At 44.5% G+C, this 20,853-nt stretch carries 17 protein-coding genes; all 17 read right to left on the bottom strand.

Features of this window, described 5'->3' with window-relative positions; translation table 11 throughout:
* Position 1: 1 nt before the first annotated feature.
* The 17 genes from ABDW33_RS01115 to ABDW33_RS01035 all read right to left on the bottom strand — a co-directional run bounded on the left by ABDW33_RS01115 (position 2) and on the right by ABDW33_RS01035 (position 20,582).
* A complete protein-coding gene (locus tag ABDW33_RS01115; RefSeq protein WP_343688223.1) occupies positions 2 to 1,150 on the bottom strand; it encodes a glycosyltransferase in 1,149 nt (382 codons plus the stop codon).
* Positions 1,150 to 2,223 carry an acyltransferase gene (locus tag ABDW33_RS01110; RefSeq protein ID WP_343688222.1) on the bottom strand — a complete coding sequence of 358 codons (1,074 nt, stop codon included), beginning with the start codon at positions 2,221 to 2,223 and terminating at the stop codon, positions 1,150 to 1,152. Before ABDW33_RS01110 ends, ABDW33_RS01115 begins: the two co-directional genes overlap by 1 nt.
* Entirely contained in the window at positions 2,207 to 3,313 is a 1,107-nt protein-coding gene (locus tag ABDW33_RS01105) for a glycosyltransferase (protein ID WP_343688221.1), read from the bottom strand. Before ABDW33_RS01105 ends, ABDW33_RS01110 begins: the two co-directional genes overlap by 17 nt.
* Before the next feature lie 53 nt (positions 3,314 to 3,366).
* Entirely contained in the window at positions 3,367 to 4,752 is a 1,386-nt protein-coding gene (locus tag ABDW33_RS01100) for a hypothetical protein (protein ID WP_343688220.1), read from the bottom strand.
* The gene (locus ABDW33_RS01095; protein ID WP_343688219.1) at positions 4,745 to 5,881 is read right to left on the bottom strand and encodes a glycosyltransferase family 4 protein; all 1,137 of its coding nucleotides are present in this window, start codon (positions 5,879 to 5,881) and stop codon (positions 4,745 to 4,747) included. The genes ABDW33_RS01100 and ABDW33_RS01095 overlap by 8 nt, the downstream gene beginning before the upstream one ends.
* Positions 5,844 to 7,124: a hypothetical protein gene (locus tag ABDW33_RS01090; protein WP_343688218.1), complete on the bottom strand. Its 1,281-nt coding sequence runs from the start codon at positions 7,122 to 7,124 to the stop codon at positions 5,844 to 5,846. The genes ABDW33_RS01095 and ABDW33_RS01090 overlap by 38 nt, the downstream gene beginning before the upstream one ends.
* Complete coding sequence (locus ABDW33_RS01085) at positions 7,121 to 8,359, bottom strand: glycosyltransferase family 4 protein (protein ID WP_343688217.1); 1,239 nt, start codon at positions 8,357 to 8,359, stop codon at positions 7,121 to 7,123. Before ABDW33_RS01085 ends, ABDW33_RS01090 begins: the two co-directional genes overlap by 4 nt.
* Before the next feature lie 7 nt (positions 8,360 to 8,366).
* Positions 8,367 to 9,857, bottom strand: coding sequence for an oligosaccharide flippase family protein (locus tag ABDW33_RS01080; protein ID WP_343688216.1), 1,491 nt, complete (start codon positions 9,855 to 9,857; stop codon positions 8,367 to 8,369).
* 2 nt (positions 9,858 to 9,859) lie between these two features.
* Positions 9,860 to 10,864, bottom strand: coding sequence for a polysaccharide pyruvyl transferase family protein (locus tag ABDW33_RS01075; protein ID WP_343688215.1), 1,005 nt, complete (start codon positions 10,862 to 10,864; stop codon positions 9,860 to 9,862).
* A gap of 342 nt (positions 10,865 to 11,206) precedes the next feature.
* Positions 11,207 to 12,304 carry a GDP-mannose 4,6-dehydratase gene (gene gmd, locus ABDW33_RS01070; protein ID WP_343688214.1) on the bottom strand — a complete coding sequence of 366 codons (1,098 nt, stop codon included), beginning with the start codon at positions 12,302 to 12,304 and terminating at the stop codon, positions 11,207 to 11,209.
* Positions 12,305 to 12,362: 58 nt separating this feature from the next.
* The gene (locus ABDW33_RS01065; RefSeq protein WP_343688213.1) at positions 12,363 to 13,697 is read right to left on the bottom strand and encodes a UDP-glucose/GDP-mannose dehydrogenase family protein; all 1,335 of its coding nucleotides are present in this window, start codon (positions 13,695 to 13,697) and stop codon (positions 12,363 to 12,365) included.
* A 38-nt stretch (positions 13,698 to 13,735) separates the two neighbouring features.
* Complete coding sequence (locus tag ABDW33_RS01060) at positions 13,736 to 14,677, bottom strand: GDP-L-fucose synthase (protein WP_343688212.1); 942 nt, start codon at positions 14,675 to 14,677, stop codon at positions 13,736 to 13,738.
* Between the two features lie 9 nt (positions 14,678 to 14,686).
* Positions 14,687 to 15,706: a sugar phosphate nucleotidyltransferase gene (locus ABDW33_RS01055; protein WP_343688211.1), complete on the bottom strand. Its 1,020-nt coding sequence runs from the start codon at positions 15,704 to 15,706 to the stop codon at positions 14,687 to 14,689.
* A 13-nt stretch (positions 15,707 to 15,719) separates the two neighbouring features.
* Complete coding sequence (locus tag ABDW33_RS01050; RefSeq protein WP_343688210.1) at positions 15,720 to 16,262, bottom strand: UpxY family transcription antiterminator; 543 nt, start codon at positions 16,260 to 16,262, stop codon at positions 15,720 to 15,722.
* Between the two features lie 184 nt (positions 16,263 to 16,446).
* Positions 16,447 to 18,819 carry a polysaccharide biosynthesis tyrosine autokinase gene (locus ABDW33_RS01045; protein ID WP_343688209.1) on the bottom strand — a complete coding sequence of 791 codons (2,373 nt, stop codon included), beginning with the start codon at positions 18,817 to 18,819 and terminating at the stop codon, positions 16,447 to 16,449.
* 121 nt (positions 18,820 to 18,940) lie between these two features.
* On the bottom strand, positions 18,941 to 19,672 hold the full coding sequence (locus ABDW33_RS01040; protein ID WP_343688208.1) for a polysaccharide biosynthesis/export family protein: 732 nt from the start codon (positions 19,670 to 19,672) through the stop codon (positions 18,941 to 18,943).
* 220 nt (positions 19,673 to 19,892) lie between these two features.
* The gene (locus tag ABDW33_RS01035; RefSeq protein ID WP_343688207.1) at positions 19,893 to 20,582 is read right to left on the bottom strand and encodes a response regulator transcription factor; all 690 of its coding nucleotides are present in this window, start codon (positions 20,580 to 20,582) and stop codon (positions 19,893 to 19,895) included.
* Positions 20,583 to 20,853: the final 271 nt, after the last annotated feature.

Here is a 20,853-nt window from a genome sequence, read left to right as displayed (position 1 = left end):
ATTATATAACCTTTTTCGCTGTTCCTGAACTTTGATACAATGTGACATAATCACCTGCCAGCTTGTTCTCGTTGAAATCCCTGTTGATAATATCCTTCGCAGTAGCGGTGATGCGGTTTCGTTCCAGCTTATCATTATAAGCCATTGTCAGCTTCGCTCTCACTTCCTCAATATCCTCGATACCTGTAATCCATCCCAGCCTGTTTTGCTCCACATAACCGGCCAATCCTACATTGTTACTGATCAACACCGGCGTACCTACATACAATGATTCAATCACCACGATAGCAAAGTTTTCATTATGAGAGGTGAGTGCAAACAGATCTGTATTTGCCAGGAAAGGAAACTTTGTTTCTGAATTCTTCCATCCTACCCACTCTACATGATCTTCCATATTCAAGGTCGTTACCATCGACTTCAACGTAGCCACATAAGCTTCTTCACCAGATCCTGCGATTTGCAGTTTGTACCTGAAAGTCACTTTTGATAAGGCCAGGAGCAGAATATCCAATCCCTTCTTGGGATCCACGCGGGAAAGAAAACTAATGGTAAACACCTCGTTTTCCCGGCGGGGAAACTCTACTACAGGCAAGTCTACCAGGTTAAAGATCTTTGCGCCCTGCCAGCCATTATTGATGCGCAGACATTCATTCCATTCCATGGGAGAAGAGGTATGCAGGTAAGTATGCTTCAGCAAACTCTTGCCGATTACGTTGTGAAGCACTTTTTTCTTTGCCTGGTTCTTTGCCGTCAACACATAGTCGCAGAACATGCCATGGGGAGAAAGTACAGGCTTGATGCCTCTCAGTCGGCACATCAGCGAAGCACCCAATACCAGGAAACTCCACCATGAATGAATATGCACAACATCAAATGATCTGGCCGTTTTCCAGGTATGCTTCCACAATGAAGGAGATACATGCGTATGATCGCCTGTAATTCTCGGGAAGTAGTATACCGTTACACCATCCACCTGTACAGGTGTCTTCACAGGTACGTCGAGTTCCTGTTGACCATTGGCAGTTGTACTGTATACAGTCACCTCATGCCCAAGGCTTACCAGTCTCTCAGCCAGCCTGGCTATCACTACAATCGGGCCGCCGTATATATAAGCCGGCTTGTAAGAAGGAACAATAAATAAGATTTTCATTATGATGCTTTTGCGCTGATCACCGGCATGGCAACAGCTGCTTTCTTACGTTTTTTAATCAACAAGGGTATGGCCACCCTTTTCTGAAAATGTATTTCTAACAGGTAAGCCATCACTAAAGTCAGTCCTGTAAAACAGATCCAGGTCAGTGCACCAGGGCCCATATAATGCTTTACCAGCCGCAGCAACGGTACATGTACGATATAGATGCCATAAGAAATAGGTGCTAAAAACGCCAGCGGTTCCATCCACCGGAATTTCTCCGCTGGTACAAACCGTGCCGCGCCCATCCACACCACAGCAAAACCAATCGCTGCTATAAAATGCCTGATTTCAATAAAAGGATGTAACCCGATAGTACCATGACTCGTTCTGATCGCCGGGTAACTGGCAGCCACATAAGCAGCCAGTGTGACCAGTAAACTCCCCATACCTTTCCAGAAAGGTAGCTGGCTGTTGGAAAGTGATGCCTCTGCCAGTGCAGCCCCCAGCCACCAGATAGGGAGATATAATAATGTAAGACAAGCCTTGTTGGGAAAGAAAGAAAACACCACCGCAGCTATCACAGAGAGTATGGTGACTGCCAGTAAATTCCTGTTAAACATTGCAGCACCTGTAATCGCATAGAACAGGTAAAACCACACTTCATATCCCAGGCTCCACAGCGGATCATTATCGCCAAAGGTCGGATACCCGATGCCCGGTTTCTGTAACTGTGAATCCTGTAACCCCAGCAGGTTATACCCAAAGCTGCGCAGGTCTGTATGAGCATCCCCGCTACCGATCACAAGATCAATGCCCACAGTCAGTAACATCACTACGATGAAAATGGGATAGATGCGTACGAAGCGTTTCCACAGGAAATCCTTCCTGTCAAATGTTGACTTCGTGCTGTAGTTGTAATGAATGACAAAACCACTGAGCAGGAAAAAAAGGATCACCGCTTCCTGGCCAAACAATAACAAAGGCCTTATCGGCGCCGGTAGCAATTCTCTTGAGTGGTGCATGACCACGTACAAGGCTGCCAGTCCCCGGCAGACCTCCAGTGGCCATAATTTATTTTGCGTCTTCATGTAGTTGTGGCTTGGGTAAAGAAATATGCCGAATGGCAGTCAGGGCGTTATCCGCCATAGTATCCATCGTTAATTCCTGCTTTACATAAGCACGGGCATTCTCGCCCATACTGTTTATTTCCTGTTCTGTAGTCAACGCCAGTGCATCTACACAATCTTTCATGTTATCGAAGATCATTCCGTTGTGACCATGCCTGATATAGCTATATTCTACACATTGCAGGATAGATTCGGAACGTCTGAATGTGAACACCGGCTTACCGTACGACATCGCTTCCACGATTGACAAGCCGACCCATCCCGGCTGAAAATAAATATCCGCCATGCTAAAGAGCTCATCTTTCACCTTCCGGTCGTAAAGTGCGCCGAAGTCGTGCACATGAGGATAACCAGAGAAATCTGGCTTTAGTCTTCCATCACCAATGATCACGAAGGCAAATGCTTCAGGAGATAAAGTCTCGATCAATTCCACTAACAGGTCCACTCTTCTGCCCGGCTCATTAAATCTTGCACAATAGATGAGCACCCGTTGTTGTGTTATACCATAACTGGCCCTCAGTGCCTGCTTATCCGGTATATCCAGTGCAAGGATTGCATCTACACCGGAAATAGTATTATTCAATGCATGCCCGTTCAATTTTGGCATAAATGCTTTCCATACTTCCAGTTCTTTCCTGGTATAGAACCATACCCCGTCAGACAAGGCGATCATCCAGCGCAGCAATAAGTGTGGCTTCTTTTCTTCCTTCACATACCGCTTTACAGAAATGCCATGTCCCCACAGCACGATCTTCTGTTTGATGAAAGGTTTCATTAACAGGATCAGCCAGGTGCTCAGGTGGCCGAAATGCAACATCAACACCAGTACATTATATTTCCGGTTCAGCAGTGTAAATGGATTATAGAACACGAATGGACCTTTCACAATAGCACGCAATGGAATGATGCCTGTATTTCCTTCCTTGAAATGATGCTTGCCAATATCAGCCTGCTTCTCATAACAATACAGGTCCATTGGCAACTGCTCCCTGAGCATGTTGAAAAACTCCTCCCTGTAGTGAGGTATATAAGGTTGCAAGATGGCGATCATAATATTAGTTTGTATGCATATAGCATTAAAGGCGGTAACAGGTCCGATAGACATCAAACCCCGGAATGTGCTGCCTGTCGTTCATGGGCAGGAGTTGTGTCTTTTGATTTAATAATATCACTTACATCGAATCCATAAATCTGCCTGCTGCCCTCATGAATAGAATCAAACGCCACCATCGTACCATCTCCTTTCCATCGTGGGTGCAGATCACAGTGCAAACCACTACGGGTAAAGGCCATTTGCTGAGGCGAGAATGCTTTTAACACTGTCTTATCCACACCCTGCAGGAATGGCATAGATTTATTGAGGTCAGGCTGCTGATCCAGCATTTTATAAGTGCCGAGGTCTACACGACGCTGTGTACTGTATTGGAATAAGAACAAGGTGCGGATACCTTCGCTGTTAGGATAAGTATCGCAGATCATCCAGTCCCTGTTCGCAGGGCAGAACATCGGGTGTCCGTCTTCTGTGATGACATCTTTCGCCAGCAGGGAATGCGGTGCGCCTTCTGCATCTGTAAATAACAACCAGTTGAAACCCGGATTACTGTTCACACCTGGTTTAGGTTTATATAAGATCTTTTTGATAATCTTCTTTGCCTTTCCTACCAGGCCAGATGGTAGCATACGATACAACAATGAACCACGCAGCTTCTCTACACTACTACCCGTACGACCCCAGATCGCAATGTGTTGATCATCCTGCCAGTCAAAGTGGCTGAGGAAACCGGTAGCCAGGCAATGTAACTCAGAACCGTCAGTATTGATCGTCATCAGCCGGGTCGTTTCACCACCATCTTTCAGTTTATAACGATGTAAAAAGGCGACTCTCTTCTGTGAAGGATTCAGCAATAAATGCGTGAAATAATGATTATTACCCAGGTTGGCATTCATCTGGTAGTTAGCCACTTCCGCGACAGAAATGATGAGCTCATGTTCGCCGGTATATACATTGTGCTTAACGATACCCGAACTGGCAGGTGCATCTTCAGCAGCATATGCATCCGGCAAACCTGTATACCCATAACCACCTACTCTGAACAAACGTGCATAGTCCAACCCAAACGCCCAGCCATCATCAGTAATTACATGGGTAGGAAATTCCAGTGCGGTACATTCTCCGGTCCTGGTATCATAGATCCTGGAACGCCATGCATGATTGATCTTGTCATTGACAATGAACAGGTCTGATTGACCAATCCATTGCTGCCGGGCTCCCTGCGGATAATTGTACGCATACGTCTCTCCCATTTTGTGAAATCGCCCGTCCTTATCGAGGTACCCGATGTCACATGGTACATCAGGGTTGGGTGGCGTGAGCATGTCATCGATTCTTAATGCCAGTAGTTTATCGCCTGCTTTATTCCATGCCACCAGGTCATGGAAACCGAAATAAAAATTCCCTTCTCCTTTGGAAAGTAAAATCGCTTTATGCATACATCGGTTCTTTTTGTAGTATCCAGTTGGAAAATTCAAGGGAACGGGTTGTCCAGCTATGCGCTGCAACGTCCAATGGCACGCGTTCCAGCTGCTGCCGGACAAGGCCCGTAATCAACTCAGCCAGGGAACCCGGCTGGTCGTTGTCGAAATAATATCCTTCTTCACCAAAGATCTCTTTCGGCTCACCAATATTGCAGGTGAACACTGGTTTATGAAAAGGAATGTACATGTAGATTTTGCTGGGACAACGCGCCCAATCCTGTACCGTATTATTTAATGGGGAAATGAAGGCATCTGCAAGTTCGAAATATGAACTCAGCATCGTCTCCGGTACATAGCCCAGGAACTCTATGTATGCTTCCAGTTTATTCGCAGCTACATAGGCTTTCGCTTCATCCAGGTGCCGGCCTCTCCCCAGCAGCAACAGCTTGATATCCGGTGTCTCTTTCACGGCTGCTTTGACAGCATCGATCATGGTGAACAACCCATAGTTCCGGGTCATTGTACCCATGTAGATGAGCACCGTTTTTCCTGCATACTTTGCCTGCAACTCATCGAGGTGTAGCTTCGGTGCATCGATCACCTCTGTGCTATAGGCATAGGGAGAATACAGTACAGACATATTGCGACGCATGAACTGCTTTGATTTCTTACGATAGAAAGTCTCGAGATAGCGGCTGGCACAGATCAGTTTATCTGCATAGACCACAGATAATGATTCAATAAAGTGTGCCATGATCTTCTTCAATCCTTTATTATCCGGAATACCTGATTGCAGTTCGGAATGTTCAATCACCATTTGCGGGCTGAAACCCAGGGCACTCTTCCGTATCCAGTTACGGAATCCAAAAGAGCAGAAATAAATAAAATCGGGACGGATCTCTTTCAGTAATGCGATCTTTTGTTGTACCTCAGCATTCATACCCGCTGGCTTGTAATAATGTACAGCCACATCAGGACCACATTCTATGCCAGCCCTTTCCCTATTCTCAGCACAGTCCATCGCAATAATAGATACATCCCATCCCAGATCAGCCAGCGGATTGGCCATACCCAGGGCTCGCTTCATCGTAGCTATGGTAGTGATATCACCCGTTGTCAGGAAGCAGATCTTCTTCTTCATCATCTTCTTCGTTTTGTATTGAATGGTAAATGGTTAGTATAAAACCGATCATGAGTGGCAGCAAACTCCTGATATGTGGCAAAGGGGAAAATGGGAATATCCAGAGCAGCTGAATGGTAAACAATACGATAATCGGATAGTACGGTGTCTCCATAGCCCGCTCATTCACGATAAGTGAAAAGGCCCGCTTCATTGTCAGCCAGAAGATGTAGAAAATACAGAGAAACGCAATGACACCTCCATATAACCAGGCGCCCAGCAACACAGAATGACTTGGTATTACACCACTGCTACTCATTGCCAGCATGCGACTCCTGTCTTTATCAAGGTCTTTGAACATCAGGCTGCGGTAATGGTTGCCTTCATCTACTGCCCACGAGCCATGTCCCAGCCAGGGTGCATCTTTTATTGCCTCTATCGCGACAAAGAATTCTCCGCGTCCCTGTCCTATCAATGAGAAAGGATTATAAGGATTGCCCGTCTCTGATAGCTGATCACCGGCATGCTTGCCACCAAACTCACCAGACAATACTGCGTTCACATAAAACATGTACAGGATCTGAAAAAGGATGGCCACAAAAATGGTTATCCCAATCTTCCTGGCAAGGGTCATGTTCATCAGTACCTTGCGGAAGTGAATGATCAATCCGCCAAATATAAAGAACAGTCCATTGGAACGGTAATCCAGTCCCACACTGATAAGACCATACAAAATGAGGATGGCCACCGTGAGTTTATCCTTTCGTTTATTATAAGTATAAAAGGTAATGAGGTAAGTAATATAGTTTGTAATCGGTGCAATCTTGAACTTAAAAAGCGAATAGTCTTCCATTACGGAAGAAGTATCCTGCTCAAAATTCGAATCGCCAAAGAGGATCAACCTCACTATTTCCGCACACATAAATGCAAGGATGATCCTGGGAGTATCGTCGAACATCCTGAACATGAATGTGAACACTACCAGCGATACTGCAATGGCCGCCCAACCTCTCAGCATATTGTTCATGCTGTTATGATTTAGCACATCACTGAGCATCTGGATTAACAGGAATATAAACAACGCCTTTTGTATCCGCTTCACATCAGGATTATTCAACTGAAGTTGTTTGATACGACGGAAATTAAGTGAGAAGAGACCTGCATACACTTCACTTAATATAAGCGTACCCACAAATGACATCTGCACAGAGCTGAGCAGAGAGTACAATACGATCCTTATATTCGACTTGTTTCTGAATAAATTCATGCGTTGATCATGTTTTTATACAATTCAGTTACTTCCTGTGCATATCGCTGCCATGTATGACCTGTACGAATTGTTTCTGCTGCTTTAAGTCCCATTTCCTTTCTTAGTGCCAGGTCGGCAGTCAGTTGCTGAATAGCGTCGGCCAGCGCTGCTGCATTATCATCCGGAATCAGAAATCCATTTTCCAGGTGCTTAACAGGTGCCCCGCTATTCACTGTCGTGATCACCGGCAATCCTGCGGCCATCGCTTCTTTCACAGACTGTGCAGCACCCTCTACATAAGTTGGGAAAATATAGAGGTCACTTTCGGCAAGGAACTTTTTCAGCTGATCCTGTGGCATAGAACCATGCAGCGTGATGCGCGGATGATTTCTAAACCAGTCAGGAATTTCAAATTCATTCGACACATTGCCGATCACATCGAGGGTAAAAGGGAAATCTTTCTCCTGTAACTGTTCGATAGCTGCTACAATCAGGTGAGCACCTTTCCGAACGCCGAAGTTGCCGGTGAAGACAAGGCGGATGGTATCTGACTCGTAAGATTTCTTCAGTGAATGAAAGCTCTCATCTATACCCAGGTGTATCACTTTGATCTTTTCTGCGGGAAATCCCTGGGCCACGAAAGTATCTTTCACATAGTCTGAATTTACCAGCACCATATCTGCCTCTTCACAATCTTTCAATACATCGTTCCAAAAGCCATCCGAGATATTGATATATTTTGATTCTTTGCTCTCACTCAGCAGTTTATCAAGTTGCCGCTTGATTTCACTGGGGTGTGCAATGCTGTGATCCACGATTACTTTCATGCCTTGTGCGCGGGCTTTTTTTATTGCACCTGCGCGGCCTGCACCGCTGCGTACATGAAAGATCTGGCTGTTGCGGATGTACTTCCTGGATTCGGTACCAAAAGCTTTCCATCCCATTCTTGCCGCTTTGTCTCTGGTAAGGAATTTCTTTCCGGTAAGGATAAAAAGGAACTGTATATAAAATTCAGAGAAGCTACAGGTACGGATCTGCTCTCTCGGGAATCCTTTAGGAGAGCGTTTGCGCAAGCCGTACGCCAGGTTGCTCCGGCCGACCAGCTTTCCCATAGCATTAATAAATTTGTCAGGAAAGTGCTTACCGGGTACCCAGCCCGTAATCACTTCCACGTCTACTCCCTGCTCTTTGATGGCGATAGCGGACTGTATCAGGTGTAACCTGCCTTGTCCTGTTGAAATAATACTCTTCATAGTTGGTTTAGTTCCTTGTGAGCATACGTTTAACTCCGTTGGCGACGGGAAATTTGTCTAATAGTAATCTCTTGATATCTGCGAATGTATCTGGCATAGCGATGTATATACAACCCACATAGAGGCACGAACCAATTACTGAGATCAGGACCATAGCCGTGATTGGATTAGCTCCCAGGTAAAGAAAGCGGAAGAAGTACCAGCAACTGCCGTAACAAAGCAAGGCTAAAGGAATGGGTATAACAAATACCTGTATCGTTTCTTTCCAGGTGCCTCCCAGGAGCTTAAATCCGTTATATAACCAGAAAGGACTGATCAATACATAAAAAAGTGAAACACCTGCAGCTGTGCCATACACTCCCCAGAGCATTGTGCCCGGCAGGATCAGGATCACCATCATGATCAATCCATAAAATGATTGTTTAGCCATACCGGCAAATCTGCCTTTTAACCGGTAGGGGGTGGACCAGAGCCATGCCACTGCACGAAAAGCCATGCCGACAGACAGTATCTCCACCAGTACGATGGTCTCTACCCATTTAGCAGACAGGAACACCCGAACGATCCAGTAAGCCGTTGCACCCTGCCAGATGGCGAATGCTGCACCAAATACAGACAGGTAAGTGACACTCTTCTTGAACATATCCTTGGCCCGCTGGCCATCTTTAATAGATGCAAGGCTTGGGAATAACACACTGGGCAGGTTATTGGCCACGAAGCCGATTACCTGTATCGACAAGCTGAAGGCCATATAATAAATACCCACAATGGTCTTACTGACCAACAGTCCCAGCGTAATGTAGTCCGCCTGGTCCATCACACGCTGCACAATAGAATTGACCAGTGACCAGGAACTGCTGACAGTCAGGTATTTCCACCGGCGCAGGTGTATATTGAAATGAATTTTCAGATGGGTCACCCGGTATTTTACAATCAGTGATACAACTGAAACAATGAGTGGGGGTATAACAAAACTATATACTCCAAAACCCATGTAAGCCAGCACCACCGTCATCACCATCGTCAACACGGTCTCCATGATCCGGATCACAGAAAGCGTTTTAAAATCCAACTCGATCCGAAGCTTGGTCAACGGAATCACACTCAGTGCATCCAGCGGTGTAGTCAGTGCATAGAAAGAAACCAGGATGAAAATATTATGATCCTTATACAATATGCTACCTGTATAACCCAATATCAACAGGAAAATACAGGACACAAATCCAAATACCCAGGAGATGCCGAATGATAAAGGAAGCCAGTTGTTGAAAGCTTTCTGCCGCCGTATCAATACATCGTTCAATCCAAATTGCTGAATAATCAGACCAATGCTGGTCACAGTATACACCAGGCTGATAAGACCAAACTGCGCAGGCTCCAGCAACCATGCCAGTACAATCTGGCCTAGGATAGAGGTTAACTTCGTGGCACCTGTTTGCATCAACATCCAGGTGATACTGTTAAACACATGTGTTCCGGAAAGATTCTTTTTGCTCAAAACTAAATAGATGACTTTATGAAAGAAGATAGTTTCTCCGCTTCTGATTCAATGATGTCAAGATTAGGATACATGATACCACGATCCTTCTTATAATCATGTCCAAGCCGGCTGAAAATACCAGCCCTTGGACTATTTGTCAGCAGACGGGCAGGCTTACCAAAAGCAAGACTCACTGCACAGGAATGAACCCTGTCTGACACAGTAAAATCTGCTGATTTATATAAGGCCAGGTAAGAAAGCAGGTTATAACTTAAAAACGAATTAGGTAATGCAAAATTGATATGATTAAACCGCGTGGACAGCTCCTGATTAACCCTCACAATTTTATGGCCGTTCACAGCTTCCTGCACAGGTCTTAACCAGTTGAGATGACGACTGAAACGGTGGCTCAGTCCAAAGAATGTCCTTTTACGCTCCAGCTCTACATGACTTATTTCCACTTCTCCATTTACCCGGTAAAAAGGTTCCAGTTCCTTGTAAAAGCTGCTTATAAAAAACTTAAAATCTTTATCAAGTGTATCAACAGGCAACATCTTATCTACAAGAAAAGCCGTACAGATACCATTATAGGAGTTCTTCACGTAATCTTTGAACTTCAGGTATGTGTCCTGGTCACGTGATGAAAATAACAACGGAGGATATTTCTGAAAAAATTCGCCTGTTTCAATGCGCAAAGAATCGGAGATGCCTGCACTTGATACACTGATCAGTGCATATTGCTCTCCTCTTTCCCTGATCTGTTGAATTTTTTCTTTGTAATTCGTCAGTATCTGGCGAATGACAGGTCCGGAAAAAATATGCAGATCTGCAAATTGATAATTCATCATATGAAGAACGTTTTTCTTCTGCCATTCACGTCTGGGCCGAAATGCCCTGAGGATAGGCCCCTCTTCCATTAATACATTAGCTTCCGGATACAATTTTTTAATTAATACAAAAAGTGCACTTTGATAAAACCCGTCTCCAATATTATTCCAGGTCGAATTTTCCACTAAAATCTTCATACAGATAGATATTATTTTTCCCATCGCTGGCATGACTTCCGGCGGAATGGTTAGAACGCAATTCCAGGTTGATGTAAAAGGTTTTTCAAGGACGTAGTGTATAGCAAATGCCAGCAGCGAAACAAAAAAAACTGCCGGGAAACAAACAGAACTATTGAGGAAAGTTCATGGTTGATGACGCGAAGGAGCAGGCCGTTCGCTACAACCAGTATGGGGATATGGATGAGATAGAAGGCAGCCGGCGGGCATGCCCTGTATATATTACAGGGCTGCCAGTCCGCAAAGGCTGTTGAGAGATAAAAGAGTGGCTTTAACCGGCAATAGCTTTGCCGTATTTTTACTTTATCCAATGAGATGTTCAAATTGTGCTACTGATTCTTTACGGAATAGTTCCACATCAGCTGCCACCATTTCTTTCACCAGTTCAGGCAGGTCATATTTAGGCTGCCAGTCAAGTTTAGTTTTTGATTTGGTCGGATCACCAATCAGCAGTTCAACTTCTGTAGGACGGAAATAAGCAGGATCCACTGCTACCACTTCTTTACCAATTGGCAACACAAACTCTTTATTACGGCAGGCGGTAACGATTGCTACTTCTTTTTCACCCTTGCCGGTAAAGGCCAGTTCAATTCCGAGTTCGTTAAATGCCATTCTTACGAAGTCGCGAACAGGTGTAGTGATACCGGTTGCGATCACATAATCTTCTGCAGTATCCTGTTGCAGAATTTTCCACATGGCTTCTACATAATCTTTGGCATGTCCCCAGTCACGACGTGCATCCAGGTTACCGAGGAACAGCTTGTCCTGCAGGCCCAGTGCAATCGCTGCTACACCACGGGTGATCTTGCGTGTCACAAATGTTTCACCACGGAGCGGGCTTTCATGGTTAAAAAGAATACCATTGCAGGCAAACATGCCGTATGCCTCACGATAGTTAACCGTAATCCAGTAAGCATACAGTTTTGCAACAGCATATGGACTACGTGGGTAGAAAGGAGTGGTTTCACGCTGCGGCACTTCCTGCACCAAACCATACAATTCTGAGGTGCTGGCCTGGTACACGCGGGTCTTTTTTTCCAGCTTCAGGATGCGGAGCGCTTCAAGGATGCGAAGCGTACCGATACCATCCGCGTTGGCAGTATATTCAGGGGTATCAAAACTTACTTTTACATGGCTCATCGCTGCCAGGTTATATATTTCATCAGGCTGTGTTTCCTGGATGATGCGGATCAGGTTCGTGCTGTCCGTCATATCGCCGTAGTGCAGCTTGAAACGCACATTCGGATCATGAGGATCCTGATAGAGGTGGTCAATCCTATCGGTATTAATGAGGGAAGCACGGCGTTTTACACCATGAACCATGTATCCCTTTTCCAATAAAAGTTCTGACAGGTAGGCGCCGTCCTGTCCGTTAACACCGGTTATTAAGGCCACTTTCATATTATATCGTTTTTAAAAATTAACAATTGATTTTACCTCCCACCGGAGGCCCTTCTTATTATTTAGTTAATACGTCGATCTCTGTTGGCTGTGTTGTACCTATACCATAAGCCACGATACCTTTTCTTTTCAGATAAGGCAGGTCGTAGATATTCCTTCCGTCAAACACCACAATTCCTTTCATCCTGTTCCAGTCAGGCAACCTGAAATCGTTCCATTCCGTTACCAATACGACCGCATCTGCCCCTTCTACCGCATGATACATATCCTCACACCATACCACCGTATCTCCCAGTGTCTTCTTCGCTTCTTCCATCGCTACCGGATCAAACACCCTCACCGAAGCACCCGCAGTGAGCAGTGCATTGATCAGCACCAGGCTTGCAGCCTCCCTCATATCATCCGTACCTGGTTTAAATGATAAGCCCCAGATCCCAAAAGTGATTCCGGACAACTCGCCATCGTAATGACTATTGATCTTATCAAACATGACTAATTTCTGATCATTATTCACTGCTTCCACAGCTTCGAGTATGCGCAGGGTATGTCCGTATTCCTTACCGGTTTTTACCAGGGCCTTTACATCTTTAGGGAAGCAGCTGCCACCATAACCAATACCCGGATAGATAAAGCTGGTACCAATGCGTGCATCAGAGCCAATCCCTTTTCTTACCATATTCACATCAGCCCCCACCAGGTCACAGAGGTTAGCGATATCATTGATAAAAGAGATCTTTGTTGCCAGCATGGCATTGGCTGCATACTTAGTCATTTCTGCAGATGCGATATCCATAAAAATAATAGGACGCCCGTTGAGCACAAAAGGCCTGTACAGCTGTTCGAGCACTTCTTTACTCTTGCCGCTGTTTACACCTACTACGATCCTGTCAGGTTTTAGAAAGTCATGCACGGCAGCACCTTCTTTCAGGAATTCAGGATTGGAAGCCACGTCGTAATCAAGCAATTCATCGCGCTGCATAACAGCCTGTTTAATCTCCCTGTTTACCTTCACAGCCGTACCTACGGGTACAGTAGATTTAGTTACCACCACCAGATAGTCGGTCATGGTTTGACCAATCTCTCTGGCTACCTGCAATACGTATTGTAAATCCGCACTACCGTCTTCGCCCGGAGGCGTTCCTACAGCAATGAAAGCGATCGCTGCACCAGGAATAACAGCTCCCAGGTTTGTGCTGAAAGAGAGTCTGCCATTGGAAGTATTGCGGGTCACGATTTCTTCCAGCCCGGGTTCATAAATGGGAAGAATGCCCTGCTCAAGGTTCCTGATCTTGGTTTCATTTACATCTACACAAACAACTTCAGTTCCCACTTCAGCAAGACATGCACCGGTAACCAGGCCGACATATCCGGTACCTATTACAATTACTTTCATCAGTTTATTTAATTAACAATATGAGCAATAGAAAAAACTCAGCTAACGGCCATATGACGTTTCTTCAGAAAATCCGCATACGCCTGTACTAATCCTTCTTTCAAGCCGGTAGTGTGTTTCCATCCGAGGCTATGCAGTTTGGAAACATCCATCAGTTTACGCGGCGTTCCATCTGGCTTTGACGGGTCAAATACAATTTTGCCGTCATAACATACCACGTCTTTCACTGTCTCGGCCAGTTCTCTGATGCTCAGGTCCTCGCCGGTGCCAATATTTACGAGTTCTTTGCCGTCGTAGTGGAGCATGAGGTAAACACAGGCAGCTGCAAGGTCGCCGGCAAACAAAAATTCACGGCGTGGTGTACCACTACCCCATACCGTTACGCTGGGTTTACCTGCCTCCTTTGCTTCATGGAAACGGCGGATCAGTGCAGGTAATACATGTGAATTTTCAGGATGATAATTATCACCGATACCATAAAGGTTCGTTGGCATAACACTGATAAAATTGCAACCGTATTGATCCCGGTAAGCTTCGCAGAGTTTGATGCCGGCGATTTTTGCGATCGCATAAGGTTCATTGGTCATTTCCAATGGTCCTGTCAGCAGACTATCTTCGGTAAGTGGCTGTGGAGCCATTTTGGGATAAATGCAGGAGCTTCCCAGGAACATGAGTTTTTTAACACCGTGTTTGTAAGCAGCATGAATGATGTTGCTCTCTATCATGAGATTATCATACAGGAACTCTGCACGGTAGGTATTATTAGCATGAATGCCACCTACTTTGGCGGCTGCGAGAAATACGTAATCGGGTTGTTCACTGGCAAAAAATTCATCAACGGCAGCCTGGTTACGCAGATCTAAATCAGCAGAACTACGCACCAGCAGATTGTTATACCCTAACGTTTGTAATCTCTTTCCGATGGCACCGCCTACCATACCGCGGTGACCTGCTATATAAATTTTATCATTTACTTGCATAGTGACATTTTAAAGTAATTCAGGTCTGTTTTCTTTTACCCATTGATGCAGGTGTTTCACTTCCTGTCCTTTTCCTTTTTGTAAAATGAGTAAGGCATCGGGTGTATTGACCACTACCACATTCTCCACCCCTACCAATGCAACCAGTTTATCTTTGCCCAGCACCATGCTGTTGACAGGGTCACTTTGAATAAAGACAGCCTGGTTATTGCTATACTGATAATGCTTAGCGAGTGCATCGGCCAGTGCCTCATACCCTCCCACATCACTCCATTCCATTTTGCTGGGTACGACTTTCACAATGTGGCTCTTCTCTAATACTGCGTAGTCGATACTATCAGCGGGAATAGCCTCCATGGTAGGCAGCCGGATTGCACCTGTTGTCAGGTACTCCTGTGCAGCAACGGCCGCAGCAGTATAAATAGCAGGTGCATACTGTTGCAGCTGCTGGAGCAATACCTTTGCTTTGCCACAGAAGATGCCACTGTTCCAGAGGTAATCACCACTGTTGAGCATAGCTTCTGCAGTAATGATATCCGGCTTTTCGGTAAAGCGTACGACATCATAGCCATCATGCTGAATGTATCCGTAACCTGTTTCAGGATAGGTTGGTTGCAGTCCGATGGTGACAAGCTGATTATTTGCGGCGAGTTTCTCTGCTGTAAAAATTGTTTGCGCGTAGATATCTGGCGTGCCAATGAGATGATCTGCCGGGGTAATGAGGAGGATCGTTTCAGGATCAGCGATGAATGCGGCCAGCGCAATAGCAGCGGCCGTATTCCGGCCAACAGGTTCAGCAATCCAGCGGGCATGTTCAGCACCGCACTCCCGGAGTTGCGCGGCGACGGTAGTCAATTGCTGTTCATTTACAATAGCCAGCAGGCTGTCGCATGCAAAGGCATTTCGCTGCCAGGTAAGCTGCAGTAAGCTCTGACCGTCAAATAAAGGCAATAGCTGTTTAGGCGTCTGTTTATTAGACAGCGGCCAGAGGCGGGTTCCTGACCCGCCACAAAGGAGTATATGTTGCATGTAAAGCGGGGGGTTAGAGCGAAACGTTTGAACGTTGTTGACTGAACTGAGAGCTGTTCAGGAGAACCAGTTCGCTTCTCTTCACGGTAGCAGTCAGCGCGAATCCCATGCTGTATAATACAGCTCTGACGGTATTTTTCCCTGTTTCCAGTACCTTTCCGCGATGGTGCATGAGCGGACCGGCAGTGATCTGGATAAGGTCATTCTGCTGAATAGGAAAACTTTCCACTTCAACATTATCGTACTCATGAAGGAAACGTTTGATCAGGTCAATTTCATGTTCAGGAATACGAGCGGGTTTCCCCAGCCAGTATACGAAGTTGACGATACCGTTTGTTTCACGTACGACTGTTTTCATACCTTCCGGGATGCGAACAAATACATAAGATTTAAATAGCGGCTCTTCCACTACTTTTTTACGATCGCTCCACTGATGGGTGACTCTGTTGATGGGACAATAGGTTTCGACCTGTTTACGAATTAATGACTCTGCGACTTTCTTTTCCCACCTTGGTTTGGTATACACTGCATACCAGAAATTCTGATTCTTTTCCATGGGAATGGTTTTAACGGTTAATTAATCAATCGGAATGCGATGTAGTGGAATTTACAAAGACAGGCGGGCAAGGTTGGTGACCAGAAGGCATAGCTTCGCCTCCTCAGTCCCATGAGTGTCTTAATGATTCTTTAAATGCTGAAATGTAAAATCAAAACTTTTTTGCGGTGTGCTGCAATCTGGCTTACTTAAAAAGGCGGTTTAATCCTTTCTTTTTAACAGTGCCGTTCTGATGTTCATCGGTATAGCCATATCCATATCCATTGCCGTAACCATAACCGTTGGCATAACCGTAAGAATATCCCGGTATACCACGCATTTTGATACCATTGAATACGATATTTATTTTTCCGAGTTCCTGTGAATGATATAGTTGGTCGATCATACGAAGATGGAACTTAGGTGTATGCTGATGTCGTACCACGAAAAGAGTGGCATCTGTAAATGGCGCCAGCAGGCGGGCATCTGTTACCGGGCCTACCGGAGCGGTATCTATGATGATATAATCAAAAGTGGCGGACAATGATGCTAATAAATGTTCAAGCCGGCCATTTGAAATCAGTTCTGTCGGGTTTGGAGGGATCACACCTGATGGCAGCAGGTAAAAATGATCATTCCCCTCGATGGGTTTCTTCAGGATCTCGCCTAATACCGCCTGCCCAATCAGGTAGTTGCTGATACCAGGTGTATGAGCTACCCCCAGCATTTTACTTACTCTCGGCTTGCGCAGGTCAAATTCCAGCAGCACCACCTTCTTTTTCATCAAAGAGAGGCTTATAGCCAGGTTAATGGAAATATAGCTCTTCCCTTCACCAGATATCGAAGAAGTGACCATAACGGTCTTATTTGACCCATTAATGCCAATATAGCTAAGAGAGGTACGCATAGCCCGGAATTGTTCCGCTACTGCTGTACGACGACCGTCTGTGATAGCAATCGGATGAGTAGGGTCTCCCTCGATGACCTCGGCCACAATAGGGGCACTGGTAGCCCTTTCAATATCCGCACGGAACATTACTTCCCGGTTCAACATATCTTTCAGGGCTATAAACCCGGCTACCAATGCCAGGCCGCCTAATACTGAAAGACCTAATATCATGGACCTTCTTGGACTGAAAGGAGCCGTATCTGCTTCTGCCGCATCTACTATACGGCTATCGGAAATAGCTGCTGCATATTGCAGGGCTGTCTCTTCTCTCTTTTCCAGCAGGAAGGTATAAATGTTGTTTTTAATCGCCTGTTGACGGCTGATGGACAAGAGTGCTCTTTCTTTACTTGGCACAGATCTGAGGATGCTGCTATATTTTGCATTATCCATCATCAGCTTTTGCTTACCGGCTTCCAGGTTAGCACGCAAACTGCGCACATTTTCCAGGATGGCGGGAGTGAGTTTCTTTTTCTGTTCCTGCAGGCTGGACAGCAAAGGACTATTTTCACCTGTCGTTTTTTTCAGGCGGATGAGCTGCATTTCAGTTTCGGAAAGCCGGTTCACCAGTTCCAGCAATACAGGATCTGTTAATCCCAAAGTAGCTGGTACCATATTTTCATCTTCTTTCCTGCCCTTGACATAGTCTTCAATTGAATTTAATACCGAAAGCTGCATATTCGTTTCTGTCAACTTTGTATCATTGTCCTTTACGCTTTCCAGAAACATTTTACTTTGTTCACCGATATCCACAACACCTTCATTCGTTTTGAACTTTTCGATCTCACCTTCTACCTGACCCAGTTCATTGGTGACAATCCTGAGGCGTTCCTCTACGAATGCCATTGTCTTTGCACTCATTTTGTTTTTGTCTTCGATAGCAGCGGCGTCGTATACTTTCATGAGTTCATTGAGCACTGCTTCACCTCTTGCAGGAACGACATCGTTATACTCAAGGCTGATTACATTTGCCTGTTTGTTAGCTTGTCCTACCTTGAGATTTGCTGTCATCTGCAAAGTAAGTATTTTCTCTCCGGAGATGTGCAAAAAATAGTTGTGCCTGCTATCCACTTTCACATTACCAGGTAGGAAAACCATGCGCCCCCATTGAGTTTGAACGGTATCACCCATATGATAGGTAGTACTACCTATAGACACTTGCTGACCCGATTCGTTTATGCGAATTGGTAACTCTTTATTTTCAAGTGGCAGTATATGATCGGGCTCCAGGAACAACATTTTTAACGGTGTCTGCTGGTAGACTACAACATCTCTTATTTTTCCGTCTTCCACTACTTCACCATACAGGTTCAGATCCCTGATAACCTGCCTGGCAAGTGTTTTGGACTTCAATATTTCAATTTCGTTATCTATTTGCTTACCTGATCCGAAAAGGTCCAGAGAAGAAAGGATTGAACCATCCATACCTTTTGCATCATCTTTGATGAGCAATTCTGCTGTGATCCTGTACACCGGCGTTGCATATCTCAGATATACAAAAGCAGCAGCAAAAGCAATCAGGCCTGCGAGCACAAATAATGGCCAATAAGGCTGGTAACGGCTCCTGAGCAGATCTAACACATCCGTCTGATCGTCCTGTTGTTTACGAATATCTGTTTTACTTTTTTGCATGTAATTCAGCCAACGATTTAATAAAGAATGGGGTAAAATAAATCAATAACAAGCATAGCACTCCACAAGACCGATACAATCTTGCCACATGGTTTCTTCGTAAGTTTAAAATCTATATATGCTAATGAACCACTAACCTATCTATAACAATTACCAGTATTGAGAGACCACTCAGAATAAGTGGTAATACCTGTCGGGTCGTATTGGTGCTTGCCACCTTTGCCTTATTTGGTTCAACATAAACAACATCATTAGAGCGCAGGTAATAATAAGGCGATGATAACAGTGATCTGTCATTCAGGTTAAGCCTTTTCACTGTTCTGGTTCCATCTTCACTCTCACGTATCAGCATGACGTTATCTTTCTTACCGAATGCAGTGATATCGCCGGCTAAACCCAGTGCTTCGAGAATTGTAACCCTGTCACTACCGATGTTTACAACCTGTGGCCTGGTGACTTCACCAATAACAGTAACACGATAGTTGAGGAACCTTACACTTACCACGGGATCTATAAGTAATTTGCGCGCTGTAAGCTGTTCCCGTATCGATTTGGAAAGTTGTGACTTGGTAAGTCCCGTTACTTTCACCTGACCTAAAACAGGATATTGTATATACCCTGAATCGTCTACTAAAAATCCTGTTGCCTGGGGTCCGGCACTTGCAACGCCGCCTACAGTCGCCATGCTTGGTGTGTTGTAAATAACCACATCTTCCACATTCATCGAACTGACTGTAATCTGAAGAACGTCATTTTTCTGTATAACCGGCTCAAAATTTCCTTGTATGGGTGCCAATACAGTATCCGGCAAGTCATGAAAATACACCGACTGCTTCGTACTAACACAAGACATAAAGAAACAGCAGAGAAGGACCGGAAAAACAAACCGGGGTAAATAATCCTTACTTAAAAACATTGTTCCTATTTATTATTTGAAGGTTTTTTCTTCCGTGCTTTCCGTATACAATATTAGTTGATCATTTACTCAAACACTATTACTCACAAGAGTATAAATCAGCGTTATAGCATAAACGTGCATACTTAATATAGTAAGCCGGTTTGGACAACTCACATTATGCAATAAAATAATGAACTGAATAAAGTCCTGCAAAACCCGCAAATAATAAGGCTGCGCACAAACTATTGGACCAGATTTTTGATATCAATTCTGATTTTGAAGCAACATTTAATTTCTGGTATACTTTTTTCAGATGTTGGTTGACTGTAAATACTGTAACATATAACTTATCTGCCATCTCCTTATATGAGTAGCCTTCTTTGAGCAGCCCAAGCAGCTCATATTCTCTCTTAGTCAGCTTATGTTTTACATTTTCCAGCGGGTCCTTATTAATATGATTAATGAGCAGATGCGCTGCCTTAGGGGATAGTGTTCCACCCTCACTGATAGCATCTAATATGGAATGATAGATTTCCATTAGCCTGCTTGTCTTAATAATATATCCATTTGCACCGTTACGTATTGATTCAATCACGTAATGCTTACCATCGTGCCCGGATAAAACAATGATTTTAGCTGAGGGATATACATTCCGCAATTCATGCATACCTTGTATACCAGATTCACCTGGCAAAGAGATATCTAAAAGAATGACATTGACATCTACATCTTTCAAAGAAAGCTCTCTGAATTCCTCCATTGATTTGCAGGCAAAGACAACTTTACACTCCTGAAAATCTTCGAGAAATTCCCGGTAATTATTTAATTGAAAATAGTTATCCTCTATTATTCCAATGTTGATCATAGGTGAATAATTGACTTGGTTATTTTTTTCAATATGATATGGCTTCAATATTTTTTGAAGGAACAAAAATGATTCCAGAAACCCTCTTTCCAGTATGAATTTATAATTAACAAATCCGCAATAGGTTACACATTACCTTAAATTAACTCCTATCTTAAAATGGCTATTATAAAAAATTCTATGTGTCTATTTTAATAACATCTCGATTAAAAAAATGTTCATTCTTATTTCTGAGCAAATTAAAATTATTCCCGCTTATAACACAATTTCA

The organism is Chitinophaga sp. (assembly GCF_039596155.1).
Lineage (GTDB): Bacteria > Bacteroidota > Bacteroidia > Chitinophagales > Chitinophagaceae > Chitinophaga.
Note: the sequence above shows the minus strand (reverse complement) of the source record. Positions and strands in the feature narration are given on the sequence as shown.

Bases quoted from the DNA above. Each gene is read 5' to 3' on its own strand.
- ABDW33_RS01075 (WP_343688215.1), bottom strand. From the start codon at position 10,864: ATGAAGATTTTAGTGGAAAATTCGACCTGGAATAATATTGGAGACGGG.
- ABDW33_RS01110 (WP_343688222.1), bottom strand. From the start codon at position 2,223: ATGAAGACGCAAAATAAATTATGGCCACTGGAGGTCTGCCGGGGACTG.
- ABDW33_RS01095 (WP_343688219.1), bottom strand. From the start codon at position 5,881: ATGATGAAGAAGAAGATCTGCTTCCTGACAACGGGTGATATCACTACC.
- ABDW33_RS01060 (WP_343688212.1), bottom strand. From the start codon at position 14,677: ATGCAAGTAAATGATAAAATTTATATAGCAGGTCACCGCGGTATGGTA.
- ABDW33_RS01090 (WP_343688218.1), bottom strand. From the start codon at position 7,124: ATGAATTTATTCAGAAACAAGTCGAATATAAGGATCGTATTGTACTCT.
- ABDW33_RS01035 (WP_343688207.1), bottom strand. From the start codon at position 20,582: ATGATCAACATTGGAATAATAGAGGATAACTATTTTCAATTAAATAAT.
- ABDW33_RS01105 (WP_343688221.1), bottom strand. From the start codon at position 3,313: ATGATCGCCATCTTGCAACCTTATATACCTCACTACAGGGAGGAGTTT.
- ABDW33_RS01085 (WP_343688217.1), bottom strand. From the start codon at position 8,359: ATGAAGAGTATTATTTCAACAGGACAAGGCAGGTTACACCTGATACAG.
- ABDW33_RS01115 (WP_343688223.1), bottom strand. From the start codon at position 1,150: ATGAAAATCTTATTTATTGTTCCTTCTTACAAGCCGGCTTATATATAC.
- ABDW33_RS01055 (WP_343688211.1), bottom strand. From the start codon at position 15,706: ATGCAACATATACTCCTTTGTGGCGGGTCAGGAACCCGCCTCTGGCCG.
- gmd (WP_343688214.1), bottom strand. From the start codon at position 12,304: ATGAAAGTGGCCTTAATAACCGGTGTTAACGGACAGGACGGCGCCTAC.
- ABDW33_RS01050 (WP_343688210.1), bottom strand. From the start codon at position 16,262: ATGGAAAAGAATCAGAATTTCTGGTATGCAGTGTATACCAAACCAAGG.
- ABDW33_RS01040 (WP_343688208.1), bottom strand. From the start codon at position 19,672: ATGTCTTGTGTTAGTACGAAGCAGTCGGTGTATTTTCATGACTTGCCG.
- ABDW33_RS01065 (WP_343688213.1), bottom strand. From the start codon at position 13,697: ATGAAAGTAATTGTAATAGGTACCGGATATGTCGGCCTGGTTACCGGT.
- ABDW33_RS01045 (WP_343688209.1), bottom strand. From the start codon at position 18,819: ATGCAAAAAAGTAAAACAGATATTCGTAAACAACAGGACGATCAGACG.
- ABDW33_RS01100 (WP_343688220.1), bottom strand. From the start codon at position 4,752: ATGCATAAAGCGATTTTACTTTCCAAAGGAGAAGGGAATTTTTATTTC.